At 62.8% G+C, this 17808-nt stretch carries 20 protein-coding genes; 5 read left to right on the top strand and 15 right to left on the bottom strand.

Features of this window, described 5'->3' with window-relative positions:
* Positions 1–52: 52 nt before the first annotated feature.
* Positions 53–1909 carry a translation elongation factor 4 gene (gene lepA / locus HMPREF2690_RS03380; RefSeq protein ID WP_070820197.1) on the bottom strand — a complete coding sequence of 619 codons (1857 nt, stop codon included), beginning with the start codon at positions 1907–1909 and terminating at the stop codon, positions 53–55.
* A 44-nt stretch (positions 1910–1953) separates the two neighbouring features.
* Here lepA and HMPREF2690_RS03385 point away from each other — a divergent pair, with 44 nt between their 5' ends.
* The 4 genes from HMPREF2690_RS03385 to HMPREF2690_RS03400 all read left to right on the top strand — a co-directional run bounded on the left by HMPREF2690_RS03385 (position 1954) and on the right by HMPREF2690_RS03400 (position 4937).
* The gene (locus HMPREF2690_RS03385) at positions 1954–2829 is read left to right on the top strand and encodes a CPBP family intramembrane glutamic endopeptidase (protein ID WP_083284914.1); all 876 of its coding nucleotides are present in this window, start codon (positions 1954–1956) and stop codon (positions 2827–2829) included.
* Between the two features lie 33 nt (positions 2830–2862).
* A complete protein-coding gene (locus HMPREF2690_RS03390) occupies positions 2863–3357 on the top strand; it encodes a type II toxin-antitoxin system PemK/MazF family toxin (protein ID WP_070421325.1) in 495 nt (164 codons plus the stop codon).
* 194 nt (positions 3358–3551) lie between these two features.
* The gene (gene rpsT, locus HMPREF2690_RS03395) at positions 3552–3815 is read left to right on the top strand and encodes a 30S ribosomal protein S20 (RefSeq protein ID WP_070421324.1); all 264 of its coding nucleotides are present in this window, start codon (positions 3552–3554) and stop codon (positions 3813–3815) included.
* A gap of 96 nt (positions 3816–3911) precedes the next feature.
* Positions 3912–4937, top strand: coding sequence for a CE1 family esterase (locus tag HMPREF2690_RS03400; RefSeq protein WP_141761193.1), 1026 nt, complete (start codon positions 3912–3914; stop codon positions 4935–4937).
* A 23-nt stretch (positions 4938–4960) separates the two neighbouring features.
* On the opposite strand, the gene HMPREF2690_RS03405 is transcribed toward HMPREF2690_RS03400, so the two are convergent.
* From HMPREF2690_RS03405 to HMPREF2690_RS03460, 12 genes are all read right to left on the bottom strand, one after another.
* Positions 4961–5605: a LysE family translocator gene (locus HMPREF2690_RS03405; RefSeq protein WP_070421323.1), complete on the bottom strand. Its 645-nt coding sequence runs from the start codon at positions 5603–5605 to the stop codon at positions 4961–4963.
* On the bottom strand, positions 5602–6537 hold the full coding sequence (gene holA / locus HMPREF2690_RS03410) for a DNA polymerase III subunit delta (RefSeq protein ID WP_070614020.1): 936 nt from the start codon (positions 6535–6537) through the stop codon (positions 5602–5604). Before holA ends, HMPREF2690_RS03405 begins: the two co-directional genes overlap by 4 nt.
* 1 nt (position 6538) lies before the next feature.
* Positions 6539–8176 carry a ComEC/Rec2 family competence protein gene (locus tag HMPREF2690_RS03415; RefSeq protein WP_070820198.1) on the bottom strand — a complete coding sequence of 546 codons (1638 nt, stop codon included), beginning with the start codon at positions 8174–8176 and terminating at the stop codon, positions 6539–6541.
* A gap of 17 nt (positions 8177–8193) precedes the next feature.
* Positions 8194–8871: a ComEA family DNA-binding protein gene (locus HMPREF2690_RS03420; protein WP_070820199.1), complete on the bottom strand. Its 678-nt coding sequence runs from the start codon at positions 8869–8871 to the stop codon at positions 8194–8196.
* A gap of 91 nt (positions 8872–8962) precedes the next feature.
* Positions 8963–9760: a DegV family protein gene (locus HMPREF2690_RS03425; protein WP_070421319.1), complete on the bottom strand. Its 798-nt coding sequence runs from the start codon at positions 9758–9760 to the stop codon at positions 8963–8965.
* Positions 9760–10392, bottom strand: coding sequence for a histidine phosphatase family protein (locus HMPREF2690_RS03430; RefSeq protein WP_070484889.1), 633 nt, complete (start codon positions 10390–10392; stop codon positions 9760–9762). The genes HMPREF2690_RS03425 and HMPREF2690_RS03430 overlap by 1 nt, the downstream gene beginning before the upstream one ends.
* A 5-nt stretch (positions 10393–10397) precedes the next feature.
* Entirely contained in the window at positions 10398–10871 is a 474-nt protein-coding gene (gene rsfS, locus HMPREF2690_RS03435; protein ID WP_070614028.1) for a ribosome silencing factor, read from the bottom strand.
* Between the two features lie 86 nt (positions 10872–10957).
* Positions 10958–11581, bottom strand: a complete 624-nt coding sequence (gene nadD, locus HMPREF2690_RS03440; RefSeq protein WP_070421316.1) for a nicotinate-nucleotide adenylyltransferase — start codon at positions 11579–11581, stop codon at positions 10958–10960.
* A gap of 7 nt (positions 11582–11588) precedes the next feature.
* Positions 11589–11963 (bottom strand): hypothetical protein, encoded by a 375-nt coding sequence (locus HMPREF2690_RS03445; RefSeq protein ID WP_070421315.1) that lies wholly within the window; start codon positions 11961–11963, stop codon positions 11589–11591.
* Positions 11963–12901, bottom strand: coding sequence for a cutinase family protein (locus HMPREF2690_RS03450; RefSeq protein ID WP_083320301.1), 939 nt, complete (start codon positions 12899–12901; stop codon positions 11963–11965). The genes HMPREF2690_RS03445 and HMPREF2690_RS03450 overlap by 1 nt, the downstream gene beginning before the upstream one ends.
* 9 nt (positions 12902–12910) lie before the next feature.
* Positions 12911–14197 (bottom strand): glutamate-5-semialdehyde dehydrogenase, encoded by a 1287-nt coding sequence (locus HMPREF2690_RS03455; protein ID WP_070820200.1) that lies wholly within the window; start codon positions 14195–14197, stop codon positions 12911–12913.
* 224 nt (positions 14198–14421) lie between these two features.
* Positions 14422–15342, bottom strand: coding sequence for a D-isomer specific 2-hydroxyacid dehydrogenase family protein (locus HMPREF2690_RS03460; RefSeq protein WP_070820201.1), 921 nt, complete (start codon positions 15340–15342; stop codon positions 14422–14424).
* Positions 15343–15536: 194 nt separating this feature from the next.
* Between HMPREF2690_RS03460 and HMPREF2690_RS03465 the strand changes: the two genes are divergently transcribed.
* A complete protein-coding gene (locus HMPREF2690_RS03465) occupies positions 15537–16025 on the top strand; it encodes a hypothetical protein (protein WP_070484888.1) in 489 nt (162 codons plus the stop codon).
* A 15-nt stretch (positions 16026–16040) separates the two neighbouring features.
* Here HMPREF2690_RS03465 and proB read toward each other — a convergent pair whose 3' ends face one another.
* Together proB and cgtA are read right to left on the bottom strand one after the other, a co-directional pair.
* The gene (proB, locus tag HMPREF2690_RS03470; protein ID WP_070820202.1) at positions 16041–17156 is read right to left on the bottom strand and encodes a glutamate 5-kinase; all 1116 of its coding nucleotides are present in this window, start codon (positions 17154–17156) and stop codon (positions 16041–16043) included.
* Between the two features lie 2 nt (positions 17157–17158).
* Positions 17159–17808, bottom strand: a 650-nt coding sequence (cgtA, locus tag HMPREF2690_RS03475) for an Obg family GTPase CgtA (RefSeq protein WP_141761197.1), incomplete at its 5' end; no start/stop codon positions are given.

Genomic DNA, 17808 nt, shown 5'->3' on the forward strand with positions numbered 1-17808 from the left:
TAAAACCACGCAGGCGGTACTGCGTGGTTTTACATCAAACTAGGGCACCGAACTACTCCTCGTCGGTGGACAGCGCTGCCACGAACGCTTCCTGCGGCACGGTGACCGAACCGATGGACTTCATGCGCTTCTTACCGGCCTTCTGCTTCTCCAGCAGCTTGCGCTTACGGGAAATGTCGCCGCCGTAGCACTTCGACAGCACGTCCTTACGCAGGGCACGGATGTTTTCACGCGCAATGATCTTCGAGCCGATCGCCGCCTGGACGGGCACCTCGAACTGCTGGCGTGGGATGAGCTCTTTGAGCTTCTTGGTCATCTTGTTGCCGTACCACTGGGCGGAGTCCTTGTGCACGATGGCGGAGAACGCATCCACGGGTTCGCCTTGGAGCAGGATGTCCACCTTGACCAGGTCGGCTTGCTGCTCGCCGGCTTCTTCGTAGTTGAGCGATGCGTAGCCCTTGGTGCGGGACTTCAGCATGTCGAAGAAGTCGAAGATGATCTCGCCGAGCGGCATGAGGTAGCGCAGCTCCACGCGGTCCTCGGAGAGGTATTCCATGTTCTTCATCTGGCCGCGCTTGGACTGGCACAGTTCCATGGTGGTGCCGACGAACTCTTGGGGCACGATGATCGTCATGTTCACGATCGGCTCGTACACCTCGGGGATTTTACCGCCGGGCCAGTCGGACGGGTTGTGCACCATTTGTTCGGTGCCGTCTTCGGCGATCACGCGGTAGGTGACCGACGGCGCGGTGGAGATGAGGTCCAGGTCGAATTCGCGCTCGAGGCGGGTGCGGGTGATCTCCATGTGAAGCAGTCCCAAGAAGCCGCAGCGGAAACCGAAGCCGAGGGCGACGGAGGTTTCGGGCTCCCAGGTGAGGGAGGCGTCGTTAAGCTGCAGCTTCTCTAGCGACTCGCGCAGGGCCGGGAAGTCTTCCTGAGACACCGGGAACAGGCCCGAGTACACCATCGGCTTGACTTCCTCAAAACCCTCCAAGGGTTGCGTAGCACCCTTGGAGGCCCAGGTGACGGTGTCGCCGACGCGGGTCTCGCGCACGTCCTTCACGCCGGTGATCACGTAGCCGACCTCGCCCGGGCCAAGCCCCTTGGTCTTCTTCATCGTTGGGGAGACCACGCCGATTTCCAGGATCTCGAGCGTGGTGCCGGTGTTCATCATCTGTACCTTCTGGTTCGGCTCGAGGCGGCCGTCCATCATGCGCACATAGGTGACGACGCCGCGGTAGGTGTCGTAGACGGAGTCGAAAATCAGGGCGCGGGCCGGCGCCTCTGCGCCGTGCTCGGACTCCGGAGCCGGGATCAGCTCAACGACGCGGTCGAGCAGTTCCGGCACGCCCTCGCCCGTCTTGCCGGACACGCGCAGCACGTCTTCCGGTTCGCAGCCGATGATGTTGGCGATCTCGAGTGCATACTTTTCCGGGTCGGCTGCCGGCAGGTCGATCTTGTTCAGGACCGGGATGATTTCCAGGTCGTTGTCGATGGCCATGTAGAGATTGGCCAGGGTTTGGGCTTCGATGCCTTGGGCTGCGTCGACAAGCAAAATTGCGCCCTCGCACGCGTCGAGGGAGCGGGCAACCTCGTAGGAAAAGTCCACGTGGCCTGGGGTGTCGATCATCTGCAACACCATCTCTTCACCCGCGTGCGCGCCGGTCTTGGGCACCCACGGCAAGCGAACGTTTTGGGCCTTGATGGTGATGCCGCGTTCGCGCTCGATGTCCATGTTGTCGAGGTACTGGTCGCGCATCTCACGCTCGTCCACCACGTTGGACAGTTGCAAAATGCGGTCTGCCAGCGTGGACTTACCATGGTCGATGTGGGCGATAATGCAGAAGTTACGGATGCGGGCGGGGTCCGTGAACGTATTTTCCGCGAAGTTCGTCGATTTGGCAGCCATAATTGCTTCATCTTACGTGTCGCGCGGCGCGCTAACGTGTGGGCATGCCAACTGAGTTTCACAGAGCTGGTTTAACGCACCGTTTGCGCAAGCCTGCGTGGTGGCGTCCGCTCGTCGAGTTCGTGGTGCTTGCTGTGTGCATCGCAGCGTTCACGATGGCGATGGCGGTGCCGATCGGCCTTGCCGCTGGGTTCTACGGGCTGGGCGATCTTTTCGACGAAACCTCCTCCGACCCGCTTGCCTCCCTGGTGCAGGTGTTGTTCATCGCGGCTTGGCTGCCTGCGCCGTTTATCGCCGCGCGGGTACTCGGCCGCAAACCTGGTGCGCTCTCCAGCATCGAGGGGCACTTCCGCTGGGGCGTTGCTGGGCGCGCGTTCGTGGTGGTCGGCGCGATCTATGGGGCGCAGGTGCTTCTCGACGCCCTCCTGTTCGGGACCGGCGACCTTTCGCTGAGTCCTCGCGAATGGATGCTGCTCGCCGCCTTTGTGGTTGTCGTCCCGCTGCAGGCCGCGGCCGAGGAGTACGTCTTCCGCGCGAGCCTGCCGCAGATCCTCGGCCAGTGGATCTCACCTGGCTGGATTTGCTACGGGCTGCCCGCCGCCGTGTTCGTGGCGTTGCACTTGTACAACTGGATCGGCCTGCTCGACATCGCCATTTTCGCCCTGTGCGCCGCACTGCTGACCTGGCACACCCGCGGTGTGGAGGCGGCCGTAGTTTTGCACGCGGTGTCCAACACGATTGTGTTTTCCTACGGCACGCTGGGATTGACTGATCCAGGCGAAACAGAAATCACCCTGCCTCAAACGGCCGTCTCCGCGTTGCTCACCATCGGAACGACCGCGCTACTCATGTGGGTGCTGCGCGACGTAGGGAAACATTCGCAGCAAAAAGTGGTTGTTCCATCCCCCGCGAAGGCTTAGAGTGGCCAGTGACCATAAACCGGAGGTGAAACCGTGGCGTTTGAGCGCTTTAAGCGAAAGAGGAAACCCGTCCTCGACCACGGTTTTACGCTGTTTGGTGATCGACTGACATCCCAGATCCAGCAACGCCGTGGTCGTGCCCCGCAAGTCTCGGTGCGCCCCACCGACTCCGTGTGTCGCAGCATCTACTACGCCCCGGACATGGACGGCACCGCCGAACCAGGCGAGGTTGTTTGGGTCACCGTCCCTTCACATCCGCCGCGGCAGCGCTCGATCCTGATCGTGGGCCGCGAGCGCCACGACGTGTTGGGGTTGCTGATCTCCCCCGAGCGGGAACACGAAAACGACGAGCGGTGGTTTGAAATCGGGCCGGGCGATTGGGAATCCTCCGGCCAGCCATGCTGGGTGCGTTTGGATAAGACTCTGGTCGTGCCGGAATCAGATGTGGAACGTCGCGGCACCACCGTCCCGCCACGTCGCTTCCAGCGGGTGGCCAACACGCTGCGCGAACGCTTCAACTGGTCGTAACTCCAACAGTTTGGTTTGTGCAGTTCACACTGTTATTCTTTCGGGGTTGTTCGCATCCGGCGCTCAATAGGGTGTGCGGTGCTACGCGGACAGGACCTTGGGTTCGCGTTTGATACCCAAAGCACTGCACGCAATGCCCTGCCAGATGCCGCGACATGTACATGTTCGATTGAGAAACCAAGAGGTATTTCACGATGGCAAACATCAAGCAGCAGAAGAAGCGCGTTCTCACCAACGAGAAGCGTCGTCAGCGCAACAAGTCCTTCCGTTCCGCTACCCGCACGGAGATCCGTAAGTTCCGTGAGGCTGTGGAGTCCGGCGACAAGGCTGCCGCTGAGGCACAGCTGCGCGTTGCTTCCCGCAAGCTGGATAAGGCTGTGACCAAGGGCGTCTTCCACCGCAACTCTGCGGCGAACAAGAAGTCCAACATGGCTCGCGCCCTGAACAAGATGGACTAATTGCCGTTGTTCACAGGTTGATCCCGCCCAGGTTTATTCGGGGCGGGATTTACTTGTTTCTAACGCCGCGTGCGGCCCGACAAAAGAGGAACTTCCGTGAAAATTAAAAAGCGTGCGGTTGCGGCCGCGCTGACGTTTAGCCTGATGGCATCCCCTGCAATCGCTCCAGAGGCGAAGGCTGCAGACCCGTCCGTTTCGGCATCCGTGGATGCAGCTGAGCTCGTTTCGGCATTGTCGAAACTCCTTCCGATGAATAACCCGCAGGTCAAGCAGGCGCTTGGCGTGTTGACGTTGATCATCGCCGGTATTTTGGTTGCGGTGCCGATGGCGGAAGCGGGGTCGTCGATACGCAATGGCGCCGTGGGCGACAAGGCTCCGGGCAAGCACACGCGCCGCATCGTGGTGGATGGCACCTCGCGCTCCTACGATGTGGTCCTGCCGTCGAACTACTCCGAGGGTGTCGCCTACCCGGTGATTCTTGGTTTTGGTGGCTGGCAGCACACCGCGAGCCAGACGCGTGACTACCAGAAGTTCGAAACCGCAATCGACAACACGATTGTGATCTACGCACAGGGTGTTGACAACGCGTGGGCTGGAGCGCCGTATGCCCGCACGTCGCTGAATGAGGACATCGCCTACACGCGCGCCATTATCGACGACGCCACCACCCAGTACGGCGCCGACCCGAACCGTGTCGTCGCAGCCGGCCTGTCCAACGGCGGCGGATTTGCGGCCGCACTTGCCTGCCACGCCCCCGACACCGTCAAGGCGGTCGCCTCCGTCGCTGGTGCGTTTTACAACCCGACCGTGACCGGCTGCACCTCCGGCGCGGTGCCGACGCTGATCATGCACGGCACCAACGACAACGTTGTGGGATACAACGGCGGTATCCGGCACGGTGCGTTCTACGAGTCGGTGGATAGCGTCATGCGCACCATGGCCTCGAAGAACAAGTGCTTGGGCACGACCACCCGTTCGCGCTCCGACAACGTGACCACGTTTGAGGCGCAGAGCTGCGACGCGGCCACGCGCGTGGAGCGCATCGAGGGTGGCATCCACACCTGGTTCACCGACCCGAGCGCAACCGCCCACACGGTGCGCTTCCTCCTGCCCTACCTGTAAACGGCGAGCCGTTTACAGGGCGGTTAGAGCGCCAGCGCCCCGCGCACGATCAAGGTCAGGCCGACGATAACGAAGAACGCGCCTGCACCGATGTCGATGTAGGGGCCGGCGCTCAGGAACTTGCGCCGCACCCGCTGGGTAGAGATCACCTGGACAAAGACGGCGAACAGGACGAAGGAGCTCAGCCACAGCGCAAACGTCACGATGAGGGCGGTGCTCAGGCTGGGGCTGGGCGGCAGCAGTGGGGCGATCATGGCGGACAGCGCGATGACGATCTTGGGGTTGGCGAGGTTCGTTGCTAAGCCACGCATGTATGCAGAGCGCACCGTGCCGAGCCGCTGCTCCGCCTCTTCGAGGGTCATTGGTGGGTTGTGCCGATCCGCGAGACCACCACGAACGTTGCTCGCACCCATCGCAATCAGCACTGCACCACCCACCAGTTGGACGTAGGTCAGCGCGTCTGGGAACGCGTTGAGCAGCGCCGCAGCGCCAAAGACAGTGAGCGCGCACCACATGAGCACGCCAGTTTGGATGCCGATGGCGGTTGCCCACCCGTGGCGGCGCGAGCGCGTCGCTGTGCGGGTAATCAGCACCACGTCGGGACCTGGCGCGGCGGCACCGATGACGTTGAGGCCGATGATGACGGCGAGATCTCCCGGCGCGATCATACAAGCTCCGCGATGCGTCGCACGGCGTTTTCCAGGGCGAACTCGGCGTCGCCGCCTTGGCCTTTCACCTCTGCGTCGAGGTCAGCCACGATGATCACCGCTTCGGACACCGCTCGGCCAGACCAGTGGCGCGCCACCTGCATGGTTTTCTTGGCCACGTACGGGTGCATGCCTACGGTGCGTGCGATCTGGTCGGGGTTGCCGCGCACGCCGTAAAGTTTCGCGATGTCGCCGACTTTGTGGGCGAGCGCTGCGGCGATGGTGGCCGGTTTGACGCCCAGTTGAAGTGCTCGGCGCGTCGATGCGAGTGCACGGTCGGCGCGACCGGCGACCATTTGGTCGGCGATGTCAAAGCCTGCGACCTCCGCGACGCCAACGTAGTATTCGCGCACTGCGGCGACGGTGATTTCCCCGTCGGTGTCGGCGACAAGCTGGCTAACGGCGGAGGCGAGTTCGCGCAGGTCTGAGCCGACGGATTCCAGGAGTGCGGCAACCACATCGGGGGTAGGGCGCACGCCGTGGGAGCGGAACTCTTCGGTGACCCAGGTGCGACGTTGGCCGTCGTTAAGCGGATTGGCCTCGTGCACATCGGCGAGTTTTTTGAACTTGGGCACCAGCGATTTCTGCCGCCCACCACCGGTGTGCTGGATGATGATCACGATGCCGGGTGCAGGATCCACGCACGCTTTCAGCAGTACCTCGGTGGGTTCTTTGCCTGCGAGTTCTGCGTGTTTGACCAGTACGACGCGGTCTTCGGCGAACAGTGACGGGCTGGTTGCCATGGCGATTTCGCCTTCGGTGACGTCGCCTGCACGCAGGGTGGTCACTTCGATGCCGTCGCCAGCGTCGGCGATGATCTTTTTTGTGGCACGCTCGGCGAGGAATTCGTCTTCGCCTAAGACAAGGTGCACGGGGTTGAGCATGACGACCATCTTAAAACTCTCGCCGCGGCAGCACTTGGGTGCCATCCGGGTAGATGGCAACGTTGCCGTCGCGGTTGGGAAAGATCACGGGGATGCCCTGGTCAGTGACCACGGGTCTTCGGTGGGGGCGGCCCTTTTCAAGCACGACAACAAGCTGCGTGCCCGGCGGAATGGGCAGGGCATCTTCTTGCTTTTCGACGACATGAGCACGCAACCTGCCCACATCCACCGGCGTGCCCGCCGGCGCCTGCGACAGGACCACACCAAACCCGCACACAAGCGCCGCCGCCAGAGTGGTCTTCGGGTATCCGGCAAACAGGCCCGCGAGGAACCATCCGTAGACAACCACGACAACGATGGGTGCCGTCTCTACCGTGGCACCGGGAAACCGTGCACCGTTCTCTGCGACCACACGCACCCAATAGGCCATGGGTTCCACCACCCACAGCACAGGTGCAGCCAACCCGCCGTGGATGAGGCTGAGCAACACCGCCGCAAGGCCGAGCACAGTCACCGGGCCGGTCACCGGTGCGACGATGACGTTTGCCACCACAGAGACTAAAGAAGCCCGGCCGGCCATCATGGCGACAATCGGCATCGTCGCTACGTCGGCGGCAACCGCAACGGCAAGTGCACGCACGAGAATGTCGGGCCAGCCCGTGGCAGCAAGGACGCGGTACAACAGCGGAAACAGCGCGACGATGCCCGCGGTCGCCGCTACCGAGAGCGCGAACCCGTAATGCACCGCCAGGTCTGAATCCACCAGCACTAGGCCGATCACCGATAAACACAGCGCGTGGATCGGCTCGGACTGGCGTGACGCCAACACTGCAGTCAACCCCACCAACCCAGACACGGAAGCGCGCAGCACGCTCGGCTCGGGTCCGACCAGCGAGGCATAGAGCAACAGCGCCGCAGCCGACGCCACGATACGGCCCCGCAGCCCCAAGCCCACTGCCGCTGCGGCAATCGCTGCGAACGTGGTCACGATTGCCACGTTCGCACCAGAGACTGCTGACAGGTGCGAGAGGCCAGTATCGATGTAATCCTGCTGTTCCTGGCTGGTTTGCAACGAGACGTCCCCGAGCACCATGCCAGGGATCAGCCCTTGGGCGGACTCCCCGACGGTGGCCTGGACAACGCTGGCAAACGTTTCCCGGGTGTGCTGCGCAAACGCAGCCAACCCCTGCGGTGGGGCGACCACCTCAACTGACCCGTTGACCGCAATCGGGTTGATCCCAGCCATCTCCGATTCCTTCACCACGCCACGCACAACCACCTGGGCGCCGGACACGGCAGTGTCCGGCACTTCATCGACAAACACGGGCGTCAGCGTCGGGTTGCCGTCTACCTGCACGCGGACGATGAACCCGCCGGTGCTCGTCTGCTTCGGCGCGCCCGATACCCGGCCCACGAACTGACCCGCGGGCTCCCACGCCCGCGCAATGCGCAGTCGCACCCCGGTGGTCACGACGGCGGCCGCACCCATCCCCGCAATGAACACCGCCTGCCCGTAGGCGCGCAGCACCACAGCACCGATAACGGCCACCAGCACCACAACCACCGCGATGCCCACTCCGAGGGTGATCGCCACCGCAGCCACTGCCCACACCACCAGCGCCGCCGGGACAAGCCTGATCTCCCCCACTTACCCCACGCCCCCGTCTATAAGCCGACCTGGTCGCGCATTGCCGCAAGTTTCGCCGGTCCAATTCCTTTCACGTCAGTCAACGCATCTACCGACGCAAACGGCCCGTTTGCCTCACGGTGCGCCACGATCGCGGCTGCGGTTGACGGGCCGACTCCGGTAATCGTCGTCAATTCCTGCACCGATGCGGAGTTGATCGACACCACCCCACCCGCCGAAGCGCCAGCAGCGCCAGCACCGCCACCAGCGCCAGCACCGCCACCGGAATCCGTAGCGGCCGGTGGGGCGTGTTGGGAGCGGACGTGGATCTGTTGGCCGTCGACAAGCAATTGCGCATGATTGATCGAGATCAAGTCAGCATCCGGCAATGGCCGGGCCGTCTGCAGCGCATCCGCGACCCGTGCACCCTGGTTCAACGTGATCAGGCCCGGGTTTTCCACCTCACCAACAACAGAGACCACCACGGTGCCTGTGACCTCGGTGGGAGAGGCGACCTGCTCCCACGCAACGCCCTCATCATCCACGGGGCCGGATCGGGTCACCGCCCATCCGCCGACGGCGAGCAGCACTGCACCGGCGGCGGCCGCAGCTTGTTTCACAGGGATGCGCACCCGCGGCTCTGGGTAGCGCACCGTCAGGAGGTCTTCTTCCCCGGTGGGCCGGGTGAGCTCCTTGAGTCGTTCAGTGGCGTTCACACCAAAAACGCTATAAACCCCCGGCGCACTCGCCAAGGGGTCGGAAAAAATCTGTGGATAACCCGCCATCTACGGGCGACGAAAACAACAGTTATCCACAATTACGAGATGAGAACACCACCGACAGGCCGATTGCCCCTTCGCCGGTATGCATCGCGATCACCTTCACCAGCGGCTCGACCATGACCCGTGAGCCTTCCGGAAGTGTTTCGCGCAGCAGGTCCGCGAGTTGCTCGGCGGCGTCCGGCGCGTCCGCGTGCTGCACTGCGGCGAAAACGGGCTCGTCGCACGCGCGCTCTTCTACCAACTCGGTGAGTTTGGCAAACGCCTTCGACTGTGTGCGAGTCTTGCCCGCGAGTTCGAGCTTGCCTTCCCTGATGTGCAGGATCGGCTTGTTTGCCAGCAGCGCAGCCGAGAGCATCGCGGTGCCGGCAGGCAGGCGGCCGGACTTGCGCAAATCGTCGAGTTGGTGCAGGTACAACCACGTTTCGGAGCGCGCAATGGTGGACTTCGCCATCGCTTCGCACTCGTCTAACGTGCCGCCTTCCGCCGCAACAGTCGCGGCTGCCATCGCTGCGGCGCCGATCGCCATGCCCGCGGAGTGCGTCTCCACGACACGGACCGTGCCTGGGAACACCGCAGACGCGGCCACCGCAGCCGACCAGGTGGACGAGAACGTCTTGGCAAGGTGGAGGGCGATCACGCCGTCGTCGCCACCACGCTCGAGCTGGCGGGCATAACAGGCGGCGAGTTCCAGCGACGACAACCCGGACGAGGACTCCCCTTCTGCGCCCTCGACACGGTGCAGGTCAACGACGCAGATATCGAGTTCTTCCACGACCTCCTGCGGCAACCCCGCGGAGGAATCCACCACGACGCGAACACCCATTAGTTACGGCCTCGGTTCCAGGCTTCGATGTACCACTGGGTCTTGGTGTCGTCGTCAATGCGCGGCATTGCCACCAACCGCGACGTGTTCGCGTTACCGAGCCCCTTGAACAGCGGATACTGGGACACCTCCAAACCGAGCAGCGTCGCGGTCAGCGCGGCGATGGTGCCTCCGTGCGCCACGAGCAGGACGGCAGCATTGTCCCATTCATCGTGGTCACGCATGAGTTCCATGACCACTTCGCGGGAACGTTGCGCAACGTCGATGCGGCTTTCGCCCTCTGGCGGCGCCCAGGTGGGGTCGGTGCGCCACAACGCACGAGCCCCGTCGTGGGCGGTGTCCACTTCCTCGTGCGTCTTGCCTTGCCACTGGCCAAGGTGGGTTTCGCGCAGACGCTTATCGACGACTACCTCAAGGCCCAAATCTGCCGCCACCACATCAGCCGTATCCTTCGCACGGATGAGGTCAGATGACACGATCTTGTTAATACCCAAGTGCCGCAGGTCCTCTGCCGCAGCGTGCGCCTGGGCGCGTCCGCGCTCGGACAGTTCAGTATCCAGCTGGCCCTGCATGCGGCGAGTTGCGTTATAGAGCGTCTCGCCGTGACGCAGCAAAATCAGTCGGCGCTGCATGGGTCTTAGTACTCATCGTCCGCGGCTTCGGGTCCCTCACCTGCCAGGGGAAGGTCCTCGATGGTCTGGGCTTTGCGCAGGTCGGCTTCGTCGCCAAACGCTGCGGGACGCTCGTAAGGCTCGAGCCCTTCGACCTCAATGGCCGGGCAGTCTGCGTACAGGCGGTCCAGGCCGTAGAACTCGCGCTCGGCTTCGCGCTGGATATGGACCACGAAGTTGCCGTAGTCAAGCAACACCCAGCGGTTTTCGCGGTTGCCCTCACGGCGCTTCGGCTCAACACCCACGTCGGTCAGGTCGCCTTCGACCTCTTCAACAATGGCGGCAACCTGGCGTTCGTTATCTGCAGAGACGATGACGAACACGTCGGTGATCGCCATGACGTTAGACACGTCGATAACAGCGATATTGGTGCCGAGCTTCTCGTCGGCGGCCTTCGCGGCTACCTTGGCGCGGTCAATGGAGATCTGCGGGGCAGTCAAGTGGCAATCCTTATTCAGGTCATGGACAAATCAACTGGGCCATTGTCCCACGTATGACCGCAACATTTCCAGTTCAGGGGTCGCGCCTAGGGTGCGTAGAGCGAATTCTTCGCGATGTACTGCACCACACCGTCCGGCACCAGGTACCAAACCGGGCGCCCATTGGAGGCGCGCTCGCGGCAATCGGTCGAAGAAATCGCCATGGCGGGGATCTCCACGAGGTGCACGCGTTCCTGGATATCCGCAGGCAGCATGTCTTCGCGCAACTCGTAGCCGGGGCGCGTCACGCCGACGAATTCGGCGAGTTCAAACATTTCTTCCCAGTCGTGCCAGGACATGATCGACGCCAACGCGTCCGCGCCCGTGATAAAGAACAGGGCCTCGTCCGGGAATTGTTTTCGTAGGTCCCGCAGGGTGTCAATCGTGTAGGTGGGTCCCCCGCGGTCGATATCCACCCTTGAAACGGAGAAGCGCGGGTTGGACGCGGTGGCCACCACGGTCATCAGATAGCGGTCTTCCGCCGGACTGATGTGCCGGTCGGCCTTCTGCCACGGCTGGCCGGTGGGTACGAAGATGACCTCGTCGAGGTTGAAGCGATCCGCCACCTCACTCGCGGCAACGAGGTGGCCGTGGTGGATCGGGTCGAACGTGCCACCCATCACCCCGATGCGCCGGGCGTTGTCCAGCGATGCCGCGTAGTGCTCAGCCATTGGGTGTTTACCTCAATCCTGGCAGTGGCTGGATGTTAATCGACTCAATAAACAGCAAAGACATGCCGATCACGCCTGCGACCAGCGCGCCAAGAATACCCAGCACCGTGCCGATAATCACCGGACGATTCGACTCGTCAGCCCACTTTGCCTTGTTGGAGCTGCCCGGCTGGGACACGGTCTCCGTGACACAGATCTGCTCGCCCTTGCTGTTGGTCACTGGGACGGGGTTGCCGCCCTCCTCATCAACTTTCCACTGGCACGTTTCCTTGACGGTTTTCGTTTCCTCGGTCTTGCGCACAAACTCTGCGGCCGAGGCAACAGTAGGCGTCGCGCCAGCCAACAACGCGGCAGCGACAGTAGCGGAAATGATGCGGTTCATTAGCGGTAGCGTACCTGATCAACAAATCGGCCGAAAGCATCCGAGACTTGGTTGTCCCAGCGCGATGGCCAACGGAAGTAACGCGCGTGGTTGCCACCAGTTGGCTGGGATGCCTGCAGCGTCTGAATGGACAGGTCACACACGGAGTCCTGCGGCAAGCAGTAGTTCACGCGGTTCGGGGTCGCCCCTGCGGTCTTGGTGTTAAACGGCAAGAAGCCAAGCATGCCTCCGGCACCACCTGCTGGCACGCCGACGGTGGACCAATCCCCCGCCGCCGTGTTCGGGTTGCCAAAGTAGACCACACCCGCCAACTGGCCACGGCGAGCCAGTTCACGCTCGTGCTCAAGCAGAATCATCGCGCCTTGCGAGTAACCGGACAGGATGTACTTCGGGCGGCAACCACTGCGACGCTCGTAGTCATTGACCATCTGCATCACACCGGTGCGTCCGATCTGGACCGAATCCACGAACTCTGTGGCTACTCGCCTTGCCATCATCCACACCGGGTTGGCGTACTGCAGCGCAAGAGCCAGTGCCTGCAGGATGGTGCTTGGTACGGCAACCGACGGTACGTCGTATTCGGGGAACGTCGCCGGGTAGTAGCGCGGCTCCAGGCCGATGACCTCGACGTCCTTCATCAGCGAATTACCGCCGTGGGTGGCTGCGTAGCGACGCTCCGCATGCTGCAGGAACGCACGAATCGTCTCACCCTCCCAACCGTTGGAGGTCCACGGCGCAGCCCACGAATACTTCGTGCGGTAAATCTGCGTGTTCTGGCCCGAGCCGCGGGCAGCGATGACGGCGACCGCCGGACAGCGCGTCTGCGCGTCTGCTTCGGGGGTCGGTGCGACGGGGCTCAACGTTGCGGTCACAGCCGTCGCAATAGCCGTGGCAAACAGCGCAAACTTGGCGCGAATGGAGGTCCGGGATTTTAGCACGCCGATAGACTAGCGCACCTGGCCATTACCTTCCAGAATCCACTTCGTGGTGGTCAGCTCCGGTAACGCCATGGGTCCGCGTGCGTGAAGCTTCTGTGTAGAGATGCCGATCTCTGCACCCATGCCGTATTGCTCCCCATCCGTGAATGCGGTCGAGGCGTTGAGGACGACGGCGGCGGAGTCGACGGCGGCAGCAAATCGTCGCAAAGCATCTGCGTCTTGGGCTGCGATCGCATCCGTGTGGCCGCTGGAGTAACGCGCGATGTGCGTGGTCGCACCATCGACGCCGTCAACGATGGCGCTTGCGATGTCCATGCTGAGGTATTCCTCGGCGAAGTCCTCCTCCGTTGCGGGTTCTACGGTGGCACCGAACGCAGCATGCTTATCGACGTCACCATGCACCACCACACCAGCCTCCTGCAGCGTCGCGATGATGGTGTGTTTGTCGGTCTCGGACAGGTGGGCGTCGATAAGCACCGTCTCTGTCGAGTTGCACACGCTGACCCGGCGCGTCTTGCCGTTGAGCAGCATCGCGATCGCCTTGTCCAGATCTGCGGACGCGTCGATGTAGAAGTGACAGTTGCCAGTGCCGGTCTCGATGGTGGGCACGATCGCGCCGGTCACCACCGCGTTGATCAAACGTGCGCTGCCGCGCGGGATGACCACGTCCACCAGCCCGCGGGCGGTGATGAGATCCTGGACAGAATCGTGGCTCTCGCACGGCAGGAGCTGCACCGCCTCACGCGGCAGGTCGTTGCCTGCGAGGACGTCCTGCAGCACTGCGACGAGCGCCTCGTTGGAGTGGCGTGCCGTCTTGGAGCCACGAAGCAGGGCCACGTTGCCCGACTTCAGCGCCAGACCGAACGCATCGACGGTGACGTTCGGGCGTGCCTCGTAAACCATGCCCATCACGCCGAGCGGGACGCGCACCTTCTTCATCTGAATCCCGTTGGGCAGCGTACGTCCGGTAAGCACCTCGCCCACCGGATCCTGCAGGCCCGCAACCTGGCGCAGCCCCCCGGCGATGCCGTCGATGCGTTCCTCGTCGAGCGCCAGCCGGTCCAACACCGACTCCGCCAGCCCGTTCGCGCGACCCTCTTCGATGTCGCGCGCGTTGGCTTGAAGGATTTCACCTGCGCGCTCGGCCAGTGCCTCCGCTGCCGCCAACAGCACCGCATCCTTCGCCGGTGTCGGCAGCACCGCAATCGTCGGGGCAACATCCTTGGCACGCTGTGCTTTCTGCAGTACCTCGTCGCGCTCGGCTTGGCGTTGCTGATCAGTCTGTTGGGCAGTCATGCGGCAATCGTAGCGTTAATGCAACTGCCAAGGTCTTGACACCGACAGTGGGCTGGCGCACCATTTTTTCATGTCCGACAAGCACACGCCCGACCCTGAAAACGTGAAACGATCAGAAGCCTTAGCGCGACTTACCAAACTTCCCCGGGTGGACACCGGGCAAGAATCCGTCGCAGACGCGGTGCGCTCAGAGCGGGACTCTGCCGCACTGACGTAGTGGTGATCTAGTACCCCGCCTCGACGTCGACCTCGGTCGACATCTTCTCCCCCGCTTCGAAGAGGCCCCAGTTCTTCAACGCCAGCGCCCCGATGCGGCGTTCCATGTACCGCGGGATATTCGCGGTGTGCGGCGTGATCACACAGTTATCCAGGTCCCACAGCTTGTGGTCCGCCGGCAACGGTTCCGGCTCCGTCACGTCAAGACCAGCGCCACGGAGCTTGCCGTTGACCAGTGCGTCGGTGAGCGCCTCCGTATCAATCAGCGGACCGCGCCCAACATTGACGACGACCGCCGTGTCCTTCATCTGCTCAATCCGATCAGTGTTCACCATGTGGCGGGTCTCCTCCGTCAACGGGGTGAGCAGCACAAAGTAATCGTGATCGGCCCAGACCTCGTCAGCATCCTTCATGGCAACGGTGCGGTCCGCACCGTCCACCGGGTTGCCCGAGCGGTTCACGGCGGTGATCTCCATACCGAACGGCTCCAAGAAGCGGATCAGGGTTTTACCGATACCACCAGCACCAATCAGGGCGAGCTTCTTGTTATCGAAGAGGTACCCCTTCTCTTTGAACAGCTGTGTGTTGTTCCACTCGCGGTCCACGGCCTTCATACGGTGCTCCACGGCAAGCAGGAGGGCGAGGGTGGATTCGGCCACGGTGTCGTCGTAAAGCCCACCCGCATTAGCAAAGCGCACGCCGTTGGCCGCATGCTTTGCCAAAATGCCAGCCTCCAGCAGGCCTTCAATGCCGGCGTACTGGATCTGCACGACCTTCACGCTATCGGGCAGCTCATCCGGGAAATCCTTCGGACCGCCGCCGAACAGCACGAGGTCAGGGTTGTCCTCGAGAGCGACATACTCATGGCCCTGTGCCTCCAGCGCGGCGATGGGCTCGTCTTTGGGCTTTGGCAAATACGTGAACTTCATGCCTGCCCAGAGTACGGAAGAACCCGACCCCCGGCACCGACATTGGAACTATTCGAGTGTCCACGATCGCACGGGCGCCACCCCTGTAAGGAAGTTAACAGTGCCCGTCAAGAATTCCTCAAGAAAACTCATGTGATCACACCTATAGGACCTGTAGTGTTTCCCCGACACCTGTAGAAGAAAGTGCATTGCCTATGACAACTCCCCTCTCACCCGAGCTCGTGATCTACATGATGGAAAACGGCTACCGCCAGGTAGAAATCGCCCGTGAGTACAACGTTTCCCGCCAGTACATTCATCAACTGGCAAAACAAGCCGGCTACACCTCTCCAATCACCACCGTCCAAGAGAACCTGCCCTGGGACGTCGATCCGGCCCTCACCAAAAACGCCACCTTCGTCGCATTCCGTCTCATCGGACACGAAATGGTCGCGCCCGGGAAACTGACGAACGAGTCCCGCGAACGAGCCAACGGACTCATCAAGCGCCTGCTCCAATTCGACGTGGTTATCGACTACGACCCGTCCTACCCACCTGTCGTAGGCCTAACGAGCCTTCCGGGATTCGCATACCTGCCACGCACAGCTAGCGACGAGAACTTCCTAATGAAGATCAAACCCGAAACCCGAATCACCCCGCTGGGCCAGAAGATCTGGCGTATGCCCACCGAACTGTTCCGCTAACGCCTACAGCCTGGACTACAACCTGGACGCGTAGTTGCTCAGGTAGTCCGCGTGGACGACTGGGCGACGCTGCTGTTCGGGCAACTCGTCGGAGTGGCGACCCAGCATCCCGGCAAGTTCGGCGGCGTCGTACGCCACTTCCCCGCGGCCGATAGCTTCAGAGTCGGGCCCGAGGATCTCCACGATGTCGCCAGCGTGGAACTCGCCTTCGATCCCGGTGATCCCCACCGCGAGCAGGCTCGTGCCGCCACGTGTTACGGCTTCAACCGCACCGTTGTCCAGGCGCAGCACACCCTCCGCGTCTGCCGCGTAGAGCGCCCAGAACTTCCACGCCGAAAGTTTCCGGCCCGGGCGCGTATGGAACACGGTGCCCACCTGGCCGTGGTCGAGCGCGGCGTCGATGTTCTCCGTTGCAGTGAGCAGCACCGGCACGCCGCCACGTGCAGCCAGGCGAGCCGCCGACACCTTCGCGGCCATGCCACCGGTGCCGAAGACACCGCCGTCGCCGGCTTGGACGGCTTCGAGGTCCTTGCCGGTTCGGACTTCGTCGATACGCACTGCCCCAGGCTCGGCCGGATTGCGGTCGTAGAGCGCATCCACATCAGAGAGCAGCACCAACGCGTCCGCAGCGATCAGCGTAGCGACGATCGCTGACAACCGGTCGTTATCACCAAAGCGCATCTCAGAGGTGGCCACCGTGTCGTTCTCGTTGACAATCGGCACCGCCCCCATCTGACGCAGCCGCTCGAGTGTGCGCTGCGCGTTGCGGGCGCGCTCACGCGAACCTGCATCGGACTGGGTGAGCAACACCTGGCCAGTCGTCCGGCCATAGCGGGCGAAGGAGGCACCCCACACCTGAGCCAGGTGGATCTGGCCGACCGAGGCTGCGGCCTGCTTCGTCGCCAAATCACGCGGGCGCGTCTTCAACCCGAGCGGGACCATGCCGGCGGCGATCGCACCGGAGGACACGACAACCACGTCGGTACCGCGGGCGATGCGTCCTTCGATGGCGTCGACGATGCGGTCGATTTTTGCTGGGGATACCTGCCCGGTGTCGTCGACAAGCGAACTGGTGCCCAGCTTCACCACAATGCGACGTGCGGACGCGATCTGGCTGCGAAGATCCGACATCCCTATCCCTGCCAGCGCTCGCGATCGGCCTCTTCGCCGGTGCCGTAGTCGTACTCGTCGATCAGGCCACGACGAGCCTGCGATGCACGCTTGCGCTCTGCCGAGGACACACGGTCGGTGCCACCAAGACGCGCGTCCTGGCCACGGCCGGCAAGAGTCGGGTCGCCACCGATCGATGGCTCCCAGTCGAAGGAGATCTCACCAATCGTGACCGTATCGCCCTCTTCCGCGCCGAGCTTGCGCAGCATTTCCTCCACGCCAGCTTTGTTCAGACGGTCAGAGAGGTAGCCGATGGCCTCGTCGTTTTCAAAGTCGGTCTGGCGGATCCAACGCTCAGCCTTCTCACCGGTAACCAGCCAACCCTCCGGGTACATCGGGTCGCGGGTGACCTCGATGCCGCCACGGTTGGAACGACCCACGGCGCGCGGACGGATCACCTCAGCCTCAGCGGTGCGCTCCGGCTTCGGGCGAGCCTTGCGGGCCTTCTTGACGATCTCCCACATCGCCCACTTCAGCTCATCAAGACCTTCGCGGGTGGCGGTGGAAATCATGTAGATCGGCCAGCCGAACTTCTCCTCGACGTCGTCCTTGAGGAACTCCGCGAGCTCCTTAGCCTCCGGCACGTCCATCTTGTTCAGCACCACAATGCGGG

Source organism: Corynebacterium sp. HMSC034E11, from assembly GCF_001835905.1.
GTDB lineage: Bacteria > Actinomycetota > Actinomycetes > Mycobacteriales > Mycobacteriaceae > Corynebacterium > Corynebacterium coyleae.